Source organism: Streptomyces sp. NBC_00212 (genome assembly GCF_045206365.1).
In the GTDB taxonomy this organism is placed as follows: Bacteria; Actinomycetota; Actinomycetes; order Streptomycetales; family Streptomycetaceae; genus Streptomyces.
In genome coordinates this window covers 6,100,146-6,116,205 of record NZ_CP108115.1, presented here as the reverse complement: position 1 = coordinate 6,116,205, position 16,060 = coordinate 6,100,146, and the positions used below count along the sequence as shown (strand labels likewise).

The 16,060-nt window shown below is 72.5% G+C and carries 13 protein-coding genes and 1 pseudogene; 4 read left to right on the top strand and 10 right to left on the bottom strand.

Going from position 1 to position 16,060, the window contains the following annotated elements:
* Positions 1-4: 4 nt before the first annotated feature.
* Complete coding sequence (locus tag OHA17_RS27910; RefSeq protein WP_406508847.1) at positions 5-868, top strand: hypothetical protein; 864 nt, start codon at positions 5-7, stop codon at positions 866-868.
* A gap of 100 nt (positions 869-968) precedes the next feature.
* The gene (locus OHA17_RS27905; RefSeq protein ID WP_406508846.1) at positions 969-1,979 is read left to right on the top strand and encodes an LLM class F420-dependent oxidoreductase; all 1,011 of its coding nucleotides are present in this window, start codon (positions 969-971) and stop codon (positions 1,977-1,979) included.
* Here OHA17_RS27905 and OHA17_RS27900 read toward each other — a convergent pair.
* From OHA17_RS27900 to OHA17_RS27885, 4 genes are all read right to left on the bottom strand, one after another.
* A complete protein-coding gene (locus OHA17_RS27900; RefSeq protein ID WP_406508845.1) occupies positions 1,976-2,572 on the bottom strand; it encodes a hypothetical protein in 597 nt (198 codons plus the stop codon). The genes OHA17_RS27905 and OHA17_RS27900 overlap by 4 nt on opposite strands.
* A 108-nt stretch (positions 2,573-2,680) precedes the next feature.
* Positions 2,681-3,757, bottom strand: a complete 1,077-nt coding sequence (locus OHA17_RS27895) for a prenyltransferase (protein WP_406508844.1) — start codon at positions 3,755-3,757, stop codon at positions 2,681-2,683.
* The gene (locus OHA17_RS27890) at positions 3,754-4,509 is read right to left on the bottom strand and encodes a methyltransferase domain-containing protein (RefSeq protein WP_406510829.1); all 756 of its coding nucleotides are present in this window, start codon (positions 4,507-4,509) and stop codon (positions 3,754-3,756) included. Before OHA17_RS27890 ends, OHA17_RS27895 begins: the two co-directional genes overlap by 4 nt.
* Positions 4,510-4,582: 73 nt before the next feature.
* The gene (locus tag OHA17_RS27885) at positions 4,583-5,908 is read right to left on the bottom strand and encodes a glycosyltransferase family 4 protein (protein ID WP_406508843.1); all 1,326 of its coding nucleotides are present in this window, start codon (positions 5,906-5,908) and stop codon (positions 4,583-4,585) included.
* 235 nt (positions 5,909-6,143) lie between these two features.
* Between OHA17_RS27885 and OHA17_RS27880 the strand changes: the two genes are divergently transcribed.
* Positions 6,144-6,761, top strand: a complete 618-nt coding sequence (locus OHA17_RS27880) for a TetR family transcriptional regulator (protein WP_398871326.1) — start codon at positions 6,144-6,146, stop codon at positions 6,759-6,761.
* Between the two features lie 606 nt (positions 6,762-7,367).
* The gene (locus OHA17_RS27875) at positions 7,368-7,976 is read left to right on the top strand and encodes a response regulator transcription factor (RefSeq protein ID WP_406508842.1); all 609 of its coding nucleotides are present in this window, start codon (positions 7,368-7,370) and stop codon (positions 7,974-7,976) included.
* Between the two features lie 213 nt (positions 7,977-8,189).
* Here OHA17_RS27875 and OHA17_RS27870 read toward each other — a convergent pair.
* The 6 genes and pseudogenes from OHA17_RS27870 to OHA17_RS27845 form a co-directional block, all read right to left on the bottom strand.
* A pseudogene (locus tag OHA17_RS27870) lies at positions 8,190-9,572 on the bottom strand (ATP-binding cassette domain-containing protein); the annotation flags it as partial.
* Positions 9,572-11,227, bottom strand: coding sequence for an ATP-binding cassette domain-containing protein (locus tag OHA17_RS27865; protein WP_406508841.1), 1,656 nt, complete (start codon positions 11,225-11,227; stop codon positions 9,572-9,574). The pseudogene OHA17_RS27870 and the gene OHA17_RS27865, both read right to left, overlap by 1 nt.
* A gap of 88 nt (positions 11,228-11,315) precedes the next feature.
* Positions 11,316-11,459 (bottom strand): SapB/AmfS family lanthipeptide, encoded by a 144-nt coding sequence (locus OHA17_RS27860; protein WP_189960903.1) that lies wholly within the window; start codon positions 11,457-11,459, stop codon positions 11,316-11,318.
* A gap of 51 nt (positions 11,460-11,510) precedes the next feature.
* Positions 11,511-14,105, bottom strand: a complete 2,595-nt coding sequence (lanKC, locus tag OHA17_RS27855; protein ID WP_406508840.1) for a class III lanthionine synthetase LanKC — start codon at positions 14,103-14,105, stop codon at positions 11,511-11,513.
* A gap of 185 nt (positions 14,106-14,290) precedes the next feature.
* Entirely contained in the window at positions 14,291-14,524 is a 234-nt protein-coding gene (locus OHA17_RS27850) for a ferredoxin (protein WP_053727135.1), read from the bottom strand.
* Positions 14,524-15,984 carry an aldehyde dehydrogenase gene (locus tag OHA17_RS27845; RefSeq protein WP_406508839.1) on the bottom strand — a complete coding sequence of 487 codons (1,461 nt, stop codon included), beginning with the start codon at positions 15,982-15,984 and terminating at the stop codon, positions 14,524-14,526. The genes OHA17_RS27850 and OHA17_RS27845 overlap by 1 nt, the downstream gene beginning before the upstream one ends.
* Positions 15,985-16,060 lie beyond the last annotated feature (76 nt).

Here is a 16,060-nt window from a genome sequence, read left to right as displayed (position 1 = left end):
TTACGTGAACATCCGCTCCCTCACACGAGGCGACGGCGTGGTGATCGGTGCAGCGGTGGTGCTGTTCATCGCCTCGTTCCTGAATCTCACGTCCGCTCCGAGCTGCTCCGGCCAGTTCTGCCCGAGCGTGGACGCGCCGAACGCCTGGGACTCGCTCTCGCTCCTGATGAGCATGTACCTGGCAGGCATCATCGGTGCGGTGCTTGTGGTCGTCGGCCGCTCGCTGCCGCAGCCGAAGAAGGTCGCGGGTCTGGACCTCACTCAGTTCGGCGTGGCGTTCACGGTCTTCGCCGCGTGGACCGCGTTCTGGACGATCATCGACGCGCACGGCTCCGGCGCCGGCATGATCCTCGGCCTGATCGCCACGCTGGCGCTCGCCGCGGCCGCCGTGGCCTCGCCGCTGGTCGCCGCGCTCAAGGCGCCGCTGATGGGCGCCCCGAGCCCGGCCGCCCCGCAGCCCTACGGCTACCCGGGCGCGGCCCAGCCGGCCGGTGGCTACGGCTACCCCGGCGCCCAGCAGCCGTACGGCGCGCAGCCCGGTGACCCGAGCCTCGGCGGCCAGCCGCAGGCCCAGGCCCAGCCGTTCGGCGCGCAGGCCCCGGCTCCGGCTCCGGCCGCGGACCTGAACACGGACAGCCAGGCGCAGCCCGCCGCGGCCGCCCCGGCCGGCGACTTCGCCCCGTTCTGGTTCGCGGTCCCCGTCGCCCGCCCGCTGTACGCGGAGGACGGCTCGCCCACCCCGATCGCCGAACTCGCCCCCGGCACCTGGTACCTGGCCGTCGACCAGCGCGGTCCCGGCCTGGTCGCCCAGACGCAGGACGGCCGCCGCGGCGTCCTCCAGGACACGACGGGTATCCAGCGCGGCTGATCCGCCCGGCACTTCAACGGCCCCCCGCCCCTTCCGGGCGGGGGGGCCGTTGCCCTACAGTCCCCTGACGGATCGTCAGATCACTGGGAGGGGACGGCACATGCGCCTGGGACTGGCACTCGGCTACTGGGGGCGCGGCCCGAACCCCGGCCACCTCGAACTCGCCCGCGCGGCCGAGGAGTTCGGCTACGACTCGGTGTGGACGGCGGAGGCCTGGGGCTCGGACGCCTTCACCCCGCTGACCTGGATCGCGGCGCACACCTCCCGCATCAGGCTCGGCACCGCGGTCGCGCAGATGGCCGCGCGCACCCCCACCGCCACCGCCATGCACGCCCTCACCCTGGACCACCTCTCGGGCGGCCGGATGATGCTGGGCCTCGGGCTCTCGGGGCCGCAGGTCGTCGAGGGATGGTACGGCCGCCCGTTCCCCTCCAGCCCGCTCACCGCGACCCGGGAGTACGTCGACGTCATCCGCCAAGTGCTGCGCCGCGAGGCCCCGGTCGAGCTCGACGGCCGCTTCCACGCGCATCCGTACGGCGGCGCGGACGGTACGGGCCTGGGCAAGCCCCTCAAGGCCATCACCCATCCCCTGCGCCCGGACATCCCCGTGCTGCTGGGCGCCGAGGGCCCCAAGAACATCGCCCAGACGACCCGCATCGCGGACGGCTGGCTCCCGCTGTACTGGTCGCCGACCCGCACGGACGCGTACGCCGCCGCTCTGACGGGGCTGCGCGACGACTTCCTGGTCGCCCCCATGGTGCGGGCCCACGTGTGCGACGACGTCACCGAGGGGCTGCTCCCGGTGAAGGCGATGCTGGGCTTCTACATCGGCGGCATGGGCCACGCCGCCCGCAACTTCCATGCCGACCTGATGGCCCGCATGGGGTACGAGGACGAGGCCCGCCACATCCAGGACCTGTTCCTGGCGGGCCGCCGCGACGAGGCGGTCCTGGCCGTGCCGGACGCCTTCGCCGACGAGATCTCCCTGGTGGGCCCCCGCCAACGCATCGCGGAACGCCTGGAGTTGTGGCGCAAGGGCCCGGTGACGGACCTGCTGGTCACCTCACCGGACCCGAACACGCTGCGCGTCCTCGCGGACCTGAACTCCTAGCCGCCGCTGAGCTGACCGGCGGAGGGCACCTGGTCCGTGACCGGCGCGCCCGCTTTCTGGCCCGCGTCCTTGACGCCGCCGATCACGTTCTCGAACTTGCCGACATCGGCGTCACTCGCGTCGCCCTTGCGGAGCTTGCCGCCGAGGTCCTTGAGGGAGTCGATGCCGGAGGACAGGGGCGCGAGGGCCTTGGAGAGCAAGGGGTCGCCCTTGGCGTTCTCGGTGGCGGCCTTCAGGCGGTTGTACGTGAACGCGCCGGCCAGGCCCGCCTTGACGAGGGCGAACGTACGGCCCTTGGCGCCCTTCTTGAACTTGCCGGCCTTGAAGGGCTTCACGATCCACTGGTAGGCGGCACCCGCCGCGAGCCCCGCGTTGGCGACGAAGCGCGTCTTGGCGAGCCTCTGCCGCTCGGCCGACGCGGTCGGCGACGCGCTGCTCTGGGCCGCGACCGGGGCGGCGGCCTTCTCAGCGGCGTTCTGGCTGGTGCTCTGGGTGGTTCTGGTCTCTCCTCCGCAGGCGGTCGTCGACACCAGGACGGTGCAGGAAAGGACGACCGCCACGACTATGCGGCGGATGGGGAACGTACTGGGCACGATGACCTCCGGGGGATGTTTCGGCCTCCCCGGCAGCCTCACCCGGCCCGCCGCACTGCGCCACTCGGGCGACTCCGTACGGGTCGTCCCAGCCGCAGCAGTGTCGTCCTAGCCGCAGCAGTAGGGCGCGAGGCCCCTGGGGAGCCGGTCGCCGCCGAAGACCGCCGTCGTCGCCTCGTCCCCGCCCAGCGCCGCCACCGCGAGCAGCAGGGAGCCCGCCGTCCACGTGGTGAGCTCCTCCGGCCACACCGCGCGGTTGCCCTCGAAGACGTAGCCCGTCCAGTACAGGCCGGTCGCCGGGTCGCGCAGGTGCTGGATGGACTGGAGGATCTCCAGGGCCCGGTCGGACTCGCCCATCGCCCAGAGCGCCAGGGCCAGTTCGCAGCTCTCGCCGCCGGTGACCCACGGGTTGGGCAGCACGCAGCGCACCCCGAGGCCCGGCACCACGAAGTCGTCCCACATCGATTCGATGCGGGCCTTGGCGCCGGCTCCGGTGACCGCGCCGCCGAGGACCGGGTAGTACCAGTCCATGGAGTAGCGGGACTTGTCGAGGAAGCGCTCGGGGTGGTGCTGGACGGCGTGGGCGAGCGCGCCGGTCGCCAACTCCCAGTCGGGCTGCGGCTCTTCGCGCTCTTCGGCGATGGCGAGCGCGCAGCGCAGCGCGTGGTGGACGGAGGAGCTGCCGGTGAGCAGCGCGTCGGCGACGGCGCTGCCGTCCTCCTCGCGCTTCCAGCCGATCTGCCCGCCGCTCTGCTGGAGGGCGAGGACCCATTCCACGGCCGCGTAGACCGCGGGCCACATGCGGTCGAGGAAGGTGTCGTCGCCGGTGGCGAGGTAGTGGTGCCAGACGCCGACCGCTATGTAGGCGACGAAGTTGGACTCGCGGCCGCGGTCGGTGACCCGGTCGTGTTCGCCGTCGTGGTAGGCGGCGTACCAGGAGCCGTCCTCGTTCTGGTGCCGGGCGAGCCAGTCGTAGGCGCGCTCGGCGGCGGCGTGTTCGCCCGCCGCGTCAAGGGCCATCGCGGCCTCGGTGTGGTCCCAGGGGTCGAGGTGGTGCCCGCGGAACCAGGGGATGGCGCCGTCGGCGCGCTGGGCGCCGAGCAGGGTGGCGACCGTCTGCCCGGCCTGCCCGGCGGTGAGCACCCCGGGCAGGACGAGGTGTTCGGTGCGCTCCGGAGAGGTCACTTGGCGGCGCTCTTTTCCGCGAGCGCGGGAAGGTGCGGCTTGGTCGCGTACGCCACGAAGCTCTTGCCGACGACCGGGTTGAGCGCCCGCTCGGCGAGCCGCGTGACGGTGCTGATGCCGGGCGTCTTCATGATGTCCCAGACCAGGAGCTGGTGGTACGCCTTGACCGGCAGCGCCTTGTCGTTGTCGACGCCGAAGGCGCACTTGAGCCACCAGTACGGCGAGTGCAGCGCGTGCGCGTGGTGGGTGCCGTACGGCTTGAGGCCGGCCTGCTTCATCTTGCGGATGAGCTCGTCCGCCTTGTAGATCCGGATGTGGCCGCCCTCGACCTCGTGGTACGCGTCCGAGAGCGCCCAGCACACCTTCTCGGGCCCGTAGCGCGGCACGGTGACCGCGATGCGGCCGCCGGGCCTGAGGACCCGGACCATCTCGGCGAGCACGCCCTTGTCGTCGGGGATGTGCTCCATGACCTCGGAGATGATCACGACGTCGAACGACTCGTCGGGGAAGGGCAGGTTGAGCGCGTCGCCCTCCATGGCGGTGGCGGTCGCCCCCTCGGGCGCCTCACCGGCCTCCTTCATCGCGGCGAACCACTTGGCGACCTCACGGATCTCCTCGCCGTTCTGGTCGAGGGCCACGACCTGGGCGCCGCGCCGGTAGCACTCGAAGGCGTGCCGGCCCGCGCCGCAGCCCAGGTCGAGCACGCGGTCGCCCGGGGCGAGCGGGAAGCGGGAGAAGTCGACGGTCAGCACGGGGTCTGCCCTTTCCAATGGAGATCACCTGTGGCCGCGGAGCGGCCGGTAGTCGTGGGCGCGGGGCGCCCGGTCACCTGGCGGGCTTCCGGGCCGGGACACGGCCCTGGGCCTCGATCGCCTCGCGGTAGAGCTCGGCGGTGCCCTGGGCGGCGCGGGCCCAGGTGAACTTTTCCAGGACCCGTTCGCGGCCTGCCGCGCCGAGCCGGCGGCGCAGCGCCGCGTCGCCGAGCAGCCTGGCGAGGCCCGCGGCCAGCGCTCCCGCGTCGCCGGGCGGCACCGCGAGGCAGGTCTCGCCGTCGGTGCCGGCGACCTCCGGGATGGCGCCGCCGGTCGTGGCGAGCAGCGGGGTGCCGGTGGCCATGGCCTCGGCGGCGGGCAGCGAGAAGCCCTCGTACAGCGAAGGGACGCAAGAGATCTGCGCGGACCGTACGAGGTCGACGAGCTCGGCGTCGGTGATGCCCTTGACGAACTCGACGGCGTCGCCGAGCCCGTACTTCTCGATGGCCTGGGCGACCGGGCCGTCCTCGGCGCGCTTGCCGACGACGACGAGGTGGGCGGCCGGGTGCTCGGTGCGCAGCTTGGCGAGGGCTTCGACGAGGAAGACCAGGCCCTTGAGCGGCACGTCGGCGCTGGAGGTGGTCACGATGCGTCCTGGCACCTCGGCGACGGCCGGGTCCGGCGACCAGAGGCCGGTGTCGGCGCCGATGTGCACGACCCGGATGCGGTCCTCGCGCACCCCGAGGTGGTCGACGATCTCGCCCTTGGAGGTGCCGGAGACGGTGAGTACGGAGGGCAGCCGGCGGGCGACCCGCTTCTGCATCCGCGTGAAGCCGTACCAGCGGCGCACGGAGGCGCGGCGCTTCCAGTCGGGGGCCGCGTCCAGTTCGAGCTGTCGATCGACCGTGATGGGGTGGTGGATCGTGGTGACCAGGGGTGCGCCGACGTCGCCGAGCAGCCCGTACCCGAGGGTCTGGTTGTCGTGGACGACGTCGAACTCGCCCCGCCGGGCGGCCAGGTGGCGCCGGGCGCGCAGCGAGAAGGTCAGCGGCTCGGGGAAGCCGCCGGTGCGCATGGTGGCGACCTCCAGGCGGTCGATCCAGTCCCGGTACTCGTCCTTGGACGGCGTGCGGAACGGATCGGGCGAGCGGTAGAGGTCCATGCTGGCGAGCTCGGTGAGCGGGACGCCCTCGTCGAGCACGGGGTAGGGCTGGGCGCCGATGACCTCGACGCTGTGCCCGAGCCGGGCGAGCTCGCGCGAGAGGTGGCGGACGTAGACGCCCTGGCCGCCGCAGAACGGGTTCCCCTTGTAGGTGAGGAGCGCGATCCGCAGCGGGCGCTCGCCCTCACGGCCGGCGTCCCCGGTGCGGGGGCTTGCCTCTATGGCCTCAGCGGTCACTCGCGGCCCCCTTCATCACTGCGTTTCGCCGGAGCGTAACCGCTCGCGCTAATCTAGAACAAGTTCCAGACTTGATCCTTCTTGAGCGTTCTTTGATCACTCAAGGAGCTTCGAATCTACCGGCAGGTAGCGCGACTGTAAGAGCCGGATCAGGTGATTCGCGCCACGACGGGGCCCCTGCCATGCTGGGCCGCCGAACACCGTGGCAGAGAACCGGACAAACAGAACGGGACACATGACAGCGGAAGTCAAGGCGGCCACCGCGGCCACCCCTCCCCTGACCGAACGCCAGGAGGCCAGGCGCCGCCGCATCCTGCACGCGAGCGCCCAGCTGGCCAGCCGGGGCGGCTTCGACGCGGTCCAGATGCGCGAGGTGGCCGAGGCCGCGGGCGTCGCGCTCGGCACCCTGTACCGCTACTTCCCTTCCAAGATCCATCTCCTGGTCGCCACGATGCAGGACCAGCTCCAGCACCTGCACTCCACCCTGCGCAAGCATCCGCCGTCCGGCGAGGGCTCCGCGGAGCGGGTGGCCGAAACCCTCATGCGGGCCTTCCGCGCGCTCCAGCGCGAGCCGCACCTGGCGGACGCGATGGTGCGGGCCCTCACCTTCGCGGACCGCTCGGTGAGCCCCGAGGTGGACACGGTCTCTCGGCAGACCACGGCGATCATCCTGGACGCGATGGGCCTCGACCATCCGACCCCGGAGCAGCTCTCGGCGGTCCGGGTCATCGAGCACACCTGGCACTCGGCCCTGATCACCTGGCTCTCGGGCCGTGCGTCCATCGCCCAGGTCAAGATCGACATCGAAACGGTCTGCAAGCTGATCGACCTCACCGCACCCCCGAAGGGGTAGCACCCCGCGGAAGCCTTTCGCTGCGGGCCGGTGGGGGCTGGTCGCGCCCCGCGGCAGAGCCGCACAATGTCACAGCCCCGCGCCCCTAGGGTGTTGTGCCTCGGCGAGGTGGCGCGACACCCCCGGGTGCGTGGCTATTCGACTGCGGACCGTGCGTGGCTGGTCGCGCAGTTCCCCGCGCCCCAATAGGGCGCTGAGCCGCACCAGACCCCACAGGCAGCGCGGCCCGCCTGACAGTCCCGCCCAGGCCCAGCACCTTAAGGGGCGTGGGGCTGTGACATTCTGCGGCTCCGCCGCGTGGGCGCGCTCAGCCCCCACCGGGCCCGCAGATGAACAGCAGCCCGCCTCGCAGAGGGCACGCGCTCCCCCGTCGCGCGAGCCCAGGTAGGCTCAACTCCCTGGCCAGAAGGGGGATTTGGGGGCAGATTCACCCCCCAGGACATGCGCCCCACCAGCGCGCAGCGCGCCCTGCGTGCGCGGGTGCGCGCCCCCAGTGCTCCCCACCGATCTGTTCGCCCGGACCATGACAGGGGTAACCGCCGCCCAGAATCGATGCGTGCCCAACGAAGGCGCCGGTAGCGGTAAGTCTGGAAGGAGCTGGGAAACGTGATCCGGGTACTTCTCGTGCACGACGCGTGCCTCTTGAGGTCGGCCCTGGCCGAACGACTCGCACGCGAACCCGACCTGGAGGTTCAGCATTCGGCTTGGCGCGGCGCCCCGGCGCTGGCGCGATTATGGAGCCCGGACGTCTGCGCGGCCGACCTGGACTGTTCGGAGTCCTATGGAATCGCACCGCTCGGCGAACTCACCGGCTGCCGTCCCGGCACCGGCAAATGCCGACTCCTGGTGCTGGCCGACGCTCACCGTCCGGGGCCACTGAAACGAGCCGCCGATGCCAACGCACGCGGCTATGTGGACAAGGGGGGCACACCCGAGCACCTGGTCTTCGCCATCAGACAGGTGGCCGAGGGGAAACGGTTCGTCGACGACTCGCTCGGCTTCAGTTTCCTCAGGGCGGCCGAAATGCCGCTCACCAGGCGGGAGTTGAGCGTTCTCTCACTCGCCGCGGAAGGAGCTTCGGTCTCCGACATCGCGCACCGGCTCCACCTTTCCAACGGCACCGTGCGCAACTACATGGCCGCCATCACCCGCAAGACCGGCGCGCGCAACCGGGTCGACGCGATACGGATTTCCCAGGGGGAGGGGTGGGTGTGAGGGGCCGGCCCCGGTGAGGTCGCGGTAGAACGCGGAGCGGGCCAGGAGTTCCTCGTGGGTGCCGAGTTCGGCGCGGGCCCCGTCCATGAGCAGTACGCGGTCCGCGCGCCGGGCCGATCCGGTGCGGTGGGCCACGACCACGAGGGTGCGTCCGGTGAACGCCCGCTCCGCGCGCGCCTCGGCGGCCGGGTCCAGATGGCAGGTCGCCTCGTCGAGCAGCACCAGGGGCGCGGGCGAGACGTGCGCCCGCGCCAGCGCGATGAGCTGGCGCTCGGCGGCGGAGAGCGCGGCGGGGTCGAGCACGGCGTCGAGCCCGCCGAGCCGCGCCAGGAGCGGCCCCGCCCCGACCGCCTCGGCCGACGCCAACAGGGCCTGCTCCGATGGCAGTTGGGGGCAGAAGTAGCCGAGGTTCTCGCGGAGGGTGGCGGTGAAGACGTACGCCTCCTGCGGTACGAGCACGCGGTCGCAGCCCGTCGCGACCTCTCCGGCGTCCGGCCGGAGCACCCCGGCGATCAGCCCGAGCAGGGTGGACTTGCCGATGCCGCTGGGCCCGGCCACGGCGAGCCGCTCGCCGGCCGGTACGGCCAGGTCGAGCCGGTCGATGACCGGGGCCGCGCCGGGCCCGTACGCGAAGACGAGCTCGCGCAGCCGCACCGGCCAGGACTCACTCTCGTACCGCACCCGAGCCGGAGGCTCCTCCTCCCCCGCGGTCAGCCTGCGCAGCACGACCGTGAGGCGGGCGCCCGAGGTGCCGAGGCCCTGCACCAGGGCCTGGAGGGCGGGCAGCAGCGACTGGGTGAGGTAGGCGAGCGCGCCCGCGAGGCCGCCCGCGGTGACCCCGTGCCGCAGCAGCCAGGGCGCGGTGGCGAGGAGCAGCACCAGGGGCAGCCGCCCGCCGATGCCCACGGCGAAGGTGCGGGCCACGCCCCAATGGGCGAGCGAGCGCGCGGCGCGGTACTCGTCGTCGATGCGTTCCCCGGCGCTCTTGGCCGCGCGCTCGTGGGCGCCCGATGCCTCGATGTCCCTCAACCCGCTTGTGATCAGGCCGAGTTCGGCGGCCAGGCGTTCGTCGGCGGCCAGGAACTCCTCCTGGCGGCGGGCGAGCGGGCCGAGCGTCAGGGCGAAGAGCGCGAGCCCCACGAGCAGCGGGCCGCCGACCACCGGGAGCAGGACGGGCGCGAGGGCGAAGAGGCCGAAGAGGGCCCCGGCGGCGGTGAAGACGAAGGTGCGGGCGACGAGCACGAGCCCGGCGAGGGTGTCCCTGGCCAGCTCCACCTGCTGGGTGAGGCGGGACAGGGCGGCGTCGTCCGCCTCCCGCAGCCCGCGCGTCACCACCGCCCGCACGAGTTCGTCCCGTACGGGCTCGACGAACGCGGCGACCGCCCCGTACACCCGGCGCGTCCCCCAGGCCCCGGCGAACACGGCGACGGCGGCCGCCGCGAGCCAGCCGATCCCCGTGGGAGCGCGGCCGGCGAGGAAGCCGTCGTCCAGGGCGCGGGCGAGGGCGAAGCCGAGGAGGAAGGTCTGGGCGGATTCGAGCAGCGACCATCCGGCGAGGCGCAGCAGCACCCGCTTGCGCCGCCGCAGCAGACTCATCAGCACGACGCGTCGGCCTCCCCGAACACAGCGCGGTAGTCGGAGAGTTGATAGAGATCGTGATGGGGCGCGACTGCGCGCAGCCGCCCGTCCTCCAGCCATACGACGAGGTCCGCGCGAGCCGCCGTCGAGGCCCGCAGGGCGATGATCAGGTGGGTGCCGGCGCCGTGCAGCAGCGCCTGGGAGACCTTGAGCTCGGTGGCGGAGTCGAGGCTGGAGGTGGCGTCGTCCAGGATCAGCAGTCGGCCGGGGTGCGCGAACGCCCTTGCCAGACCCAGGCGTTGGGCCTCTCCGCCGGACAGCGGGGCGCTCGCGCAGGGCGTGGCGTAGCCGTCGGGCATCGTACGGATGAAGTCGTCGGCGCAGGCGGCGCGGGCGGCGGCGTGCACCCCGGCCTCGCCGGGCTCTTCGGCCCCGTACGCGATGGTGCCGCCCACCGTGCCGCCGAGCAGGACCGGCCGGGCGAAGGCGTAGCCGACGGCGCGGCGCAGCTCGGCCCGCGTGAGGGACGGCAGCGGCACGCCGTCGAGGGCGACGGCTCCCGACTCCGGGTCGGCGAGGCGGCCCGCGACAGCGGCGAGCGCCGATTTGCCACTGCCCGAGCGCCCGACGACGGCGACCACGACCCCGCCCGGCACCGTCAGATCGACCCCGCGCAGGGGTCCGTGCACAACGCCTCGGAGCGTCAACTCGCCATGACCGCTGGGGAGTTCATTGCTTCCGTACGCTGTCGTCCCGGCGCCCAGGACGTCCTGGAGCCGGGCGGCGGCGGTGCGGCCGCGGGTCAGGGTGTTGACCATGCCGACCAGGGCGCCGGTGCCGGTGGCGAGGGCCGCGTACCGCCAGGCGGCGAGGAGGCCGCCGACGCTCAGGTCGCCGTGCGCGACGCGCAGTCCGGCGACCGCGAGGACGGCGAGCTGGAGCAGCGGCAGGAGGATCGCGGCCTGGGCGGTGGAGCGGCCGAGGACCTCCCACATGCGGTGGCCCTGGCGGGAGAGTTCGGGCAGCGGGGCCAGGATGCGGGCGGCATCGCGCTCGGGGTGTCCGGCGGCGGCGATCGTACGGGCGCCGCGCACCGCTTCGAGGAGGCGGCCCGCGATCTCGCCCTGGGTGCCCAGATACCCGGCGCTGCTGGCGCCGGAGCCGCGTACGAACACCTTCAGGAGCAGGGCGAACAGGGGCATCCCCGCGAGCACCACCAGGGCGGTCCACCAGTCGGTCAGGGCGAGCGCGATCAGGCCGCCGACCGGGGTGACGACGGCCGCGAGGGTGCCCGCGATCGACACCGGTACGGTCGCGGCCTGGACGGCGTTGCCGGTGAGGCGAGCCACCAACTCGCCCTCGGAACACGCCTGTTGGGCGCCCGCGTCCAGTACGTGGCCGAGCACCCGGCGCCGGATCCAGGCGGCGCTGCGGGCGGTGGCGGTCGCGGTGACCGCGGATTCGTAGGCGCCGATCAGGACCGCGAGCACGGTGAGGACGACGCACAGGGTGATCGAGGGTCCTGCTTCGGCCTGCCGTCCGACCAGGACCAGGTCGAGGGCGCGGCCGAGTGCCGCGGGCAGGGCGAGCCCGGCGCCGGCCGACGCGCAGCTGAGGAGCAGGATCAGGGTGCCGGGGCCGGCGCTCTGCCGGACGGTCTCACGCAACAGCAAGGCGGCCTCCCGCATGCGGCGGCCCCGGCCGGCGAGCGGTGCCGGGCGGGGCCGCGTCGTTCACTGCATCACCTGATCACGCGGTGAATTACAGGCAGAGCGTCAGGCTGGCGACGCTGTCACAGAGCAGCAGGCTGAGCGAGCTTCCGCCGCCGTGACCGCCGTGACCGCCGCCGTCGCCCTCGTCGATGTCGAGCTCAACGTCGAGGTTCTGCAGGTCGAGAAGGGACATTGCATTCTCCTTTGTCGGCGATGTGCGATGCCGTCCGTGGGGGACGGGGTTTCAGCCCCGGGTGGGGCCGTCTGTGGGGCCGCCCGGTGGGGCGGCAGGGGTGGGGGCCAGGAAGGGCAGTCCGACGGGCCGGTCGGCGAGGGCCGCGCCGAGCGCCAGGAGGCAGCCCGCCGTGCCGGTCGCGAGGTCCATGGAGAGCCGCATCATCTGGTCGCCGGGGAAGGCGAGTCGGCCTTGATAGGGCAGCGCGTACCAGGCGAGGCCGTCGATCTGCTCGGCGAGCCAGGCGGGCGGCGCCCCGGTCCTGGCCAGGTGGAGGACCATCCCGGCACGCCCGTTGAACAGGCCGGACTGGCCGTAGTACCGGGAGCGCGCGGCGGGCAGGATCTTGTCCCGCGCCTCGCGGAACGCCTCGTCGGGGCGGTGCGCGAGGAAGTCGTCGAGCACGGCGGCGATGCCGACGCTGCCTCCGCCGAGGTAGGGCAGGGTGCGCGTGCTGTCGTTGACGACGAGAGTGCCGGCCGGGTTGGTGACGCAGCGGTCGAGGTCGCGGCGCAGCTCCTCGGCCGCCCGGTCGAGCAGCGCGGGGTCGCCGGTGGACTCGTACAGGCGGAGCAGGAACAGGGCGGGGCCGGTCGCGCCGTGCAGGAGGCCGGCCCGGCGGCCGCCGTCGGTGCGGGCGGCGAGCAGCTCGGCCGCCTCCAACGCCTGTTCCTTGAAGCCGAGTTGATCGAGTACGAGGCCCAATCCGGCTATTCCGCCGTGGAGTTCGGGTGCGAGACGCTGCCAATTTTCGGACAGTACGGACTCGATGAGCTCGTGGGCCCGTTCGGTGTGGCCGAGCCGGTCGAGGACGAAGGCGACTCCCGCGAGCCCGTCGTACAGGCCGAGCGGGGTGCCGGACGGCGGCGGCGCGGTGTGCGCGAGCAGCCACTCCTCGCCCTCGGGGTAGCGGGCGGCGCCGGTCTCGGCGAGCGCGTAGAGGACTCCGGCGGCGCCGTGCGCGAGGCCGAGCCCGCCGCCGTCGGCGAACTGGGCGACGTCGCCGGGGAAGAGCCGGTCGTCGCGCTCGGGGGTCGCGGAGGCGAGGATCGCGCGGGCCATGGAGTCGCGGCTGGCGGGCCAGTCGCCCGGCTCGACGGGCACGCATCCGCCCATCGGCGCGCTCTCCCCCTCGATGACCCGGACCGCCTCGTCGAGGTAGCCGGCGGGCAGGCCGGGGAACTGGGATGCGGCGATCTCGGCGAGGTGGGCGGCCTTGGACCGGTCGATCACCAGGAGGCTCGTCATCGGCACGAACAGCGCGAGCCGCAGACAGGCCAGCGCGTAGCGGTCCACGTCGAAGCCCTTGCGGTCCAGGGGCGCGATGAAGCCGGGGTGCGCCATGGACTGGCCGCGGTGGTCGTCGACGGGCAGCGCGGCCTCGAAGTCGAGGAGCCGTACGCCCTGTTCGTCGGGGTCGACCATGATGTTGAACATGTGCAGGTCGTTGAAGACGATGCCCCGCTCGTGCACGGCGGCCACCGCGTCCTCGACGGCCCCGAGGACGCGCAGCGCCCACTGGGTGTACTCGGCGACCGCGTCCGGGTCCGGCTCGGCGCCGATGAGCGGGTGGCGGTGCGCGAAGAAGGAGTTGAGGGTGCGTCCTTCGAGGAAGTCCATGACGAGGAAGCGGTGCTCGCCGAGGGTGAACCAGTCGCGTACGGCGGGTGCGACGCCGAGCCCGTCGACCTGTTCCAGGGCGGCCTTCTCGCGCTCCAGGCGGGTCACCGCGTCGGCGCCGTCCGCGGCGAGCCCGGCGTGGGGCCTGGCCTCCTTGAGGACGACCTTCTCGCCGGTGCGGGTGTCGGTCCCGGCGTAGACGCCGCCGCCGTTGGAGAAGTGCAGGGCGCGCTCGATGCGGTAGGGCAGGTCGCCGGTGGTGGTCGCGTTGCGGGCGGCGAGGTGCGGCGCCAGGAACTCGGGCAGGGCGACCCAGTCGGGCAAATGGAAGACGGGGTCGCGGCGGTCGGGCACGAGCACCCCGTCGCCGTTCTCGATCGCGGTCACCAGGGTGCCGTTGGCATCGACGCAGTGCCGCTTGGTGAAGCCGCCGTAGCGGACGTAGAGCGGACCCTGGCCCCAGCGCAGATCGCTGAGGATGTACGGCCCCGGCTCCCCCGCGAGCAGGGCGCCCAACTCCTCCAGTATCAGCCGGAATTCGGCCTCGTCCGCCGGGTAGATCGTGGCGAACTTGCCGCTGGAGCCGCGGCCCGCGTACTTGGAGTTGCGCAGGTGCAGGGGCCGGCGTCCGGGCACGAACTTGAACGGTATGGCGCGCGCCACGCAGTAGTCCCACACGTACGACGCCGTCTTCTCGGCGTTGTCCAGACAGGCCGAGACGTGGATCTTCCAGCCCTGCTGGGGCCGCACTCTGCGTCCCGGTATGCCGTCGGGGCTGAAGTGCAGCCAGTCTCCGGCGAGTTGCGCCGTCCAGCCCTCGGGGACGGTGCGCTGCGCGGCCTCGAAGAGCGGCACCCGGCCGCTGCTGGCGCCGTCGCCGGTGCCGTCGCCGGTGCTGTCGTCGGTGCGCGAGGAGGACAAGCGGTCCGGGGTCTCGTAGAAATACCTGTCCGCCAGACAGAAGACCTCGTACCGCTTGTCCATGGTGCCTCCCCCTCGACGTCATGACATCGAGTTGGCGCTCCCCCCTCGACGGCGTGGACGACTTTTCCACGCCGCCGACGGGCCCGGACAGTCACGCCTGTCATGAGGTCGCCGTGCGCTACGCATGGATCAACCTGTGTTCGCAGGGGATCGAACGGGAGGGGGCAAACAGGACTGTTCCGGGGCTATTCCTCGGGCGGGAACACCGTTTCGCGTGAGTCGTGCAGGGTGATCAAGATGGCCTCGACGGGGCAGCCCTCGGCGGCGGCCAGGATCTGTTCGTTGGCGTCGGTGTCGGGGGTGCGGGGGTGGGACTGACGTGCGGTGTCGAGTTCGAAGCCGGCCGGGGCGTGGTTGACGCACATGCCGGAGCCGATGCACACGCTCCGGTCGACCTCGACGTGCCAGCGGTCGCCCATCACTCGCCTCCGTGCCCGGCGGGCAGGTGGATCATCTTGTGCTCCAGGTACTCACTGAAGCCTTCGGGCCCGAACTCCCGCCCCAGGCCGGATGACTTGTAGCCGCCGAACGGCCCGAGCATGTCGAGGCTGAAGGTGTTGACGTTGAAGGTCCCGGTACGAACCTTGCGACCGAAATCAATCCCGTGCTCGACGTCCCCGGTCCACACGCTGCCGCTGAGCCCGTACTCGGAGTCGTTGGCGATCCTGAGCGCCTCGGCCTCGTCCCCGTACGGCAGCAGGCAGATGACCGGGCCGAAGATTTCCTCGCGGGCGATGCGCATCGCATTGTCGACCCCGCCGAAGAGGGTCGGCTCGACGTACCAGCCCCGGTCGAGCCCGGCCGGACGGCCGCCGCCGGTGAGGATCTTGGCGCCTTCCTCCTGTCCGATCCGGATGTAGTCGAGCGAGCGCTGCTGCTGCCGCTTGGCGACCAGCGGCCCGACCTGGGTGGCGGCGTCCAGCGGATCCCCGACGACGAGCGCGCCGGCCGCTGCCGCGAACGCCTCGGCGATCTCGTCGTAACGGCTCCGCGGCGCCAGGATGCGGGTCTGGGCCACGCACGCCTGGCCGTTGTTCATCCAGGCTGCCGGGACGACGCCCGCGACGGTCGCCGCCAGGTCCGCGTCGGGCAGGATCACCGCGGCCGACTTGCCGCCGAGTTCCAGGGTGACGCGGGTGAGGTTGCGCGCGGCGACCTCCATCACGCGCTTGCCGGCCGCGACGGACCCGGTGAAGGACACCTTGTCGATGCCGGGATGCCCGACGAGGTACTCGCTGACCTCGCGGTCCGCCGGCAGGATCGAGAGGACGCCCTCCGGAAGCCCGGCCTCGGCCGCTATCTCGCCGAGGATGTACGAGTCCAGGGGCGACTCGGGGGACGGCTTGAGGATCACCGAGCAGCCGGTGAGCAGCGCGGGCCCGAGCTTGGCCGCGGCCACGAACTGCGGGACGTTCCACGGCACGACGGCCGCCACCACGCCGACCGGTTCGCGCCGCACGAGGATCGGGCCGAGCGCCCCGGATCGCCTTTCCTCGTAAGGGAATTGACGGGCGACGGTGATGGCGGAGTCCCACACCATCATCGCGCCGAGCGCCTGCGCGAGCACGCTCCAGGAGTACGGGGAGCCGTTCTGCGAGCTGATCGATCTGGCGATCTCCTCGTGCCGGACCAGGATCGCGTCCTTGATCCGCGTCACGACCTCGATGCGCTCCTCGGGCGCGGCCCGCGCCCAGGGCCCTTCGTCGAAGGACTTGCGCGCGGCGGCCACGGCCCGGTCCACGTCCGCCCGGGACGCGTGCGGGACGCGGCCGATGACCTGCTCGGTGTGGGGCGAGATCACCTCGATGACGTCGGAGCCGAGGGGGTCGGTCAACTCCCCGCCGATGAAAAGCTGTCCGTGTTCCACGAGCTCGGTCATGCCTGGTGCCTCCTGCGGGGCTTTTCCTGACGGCTGCCTGACTTCGTTCGCCTGACTCTGTTCGCCTGACTCTGTT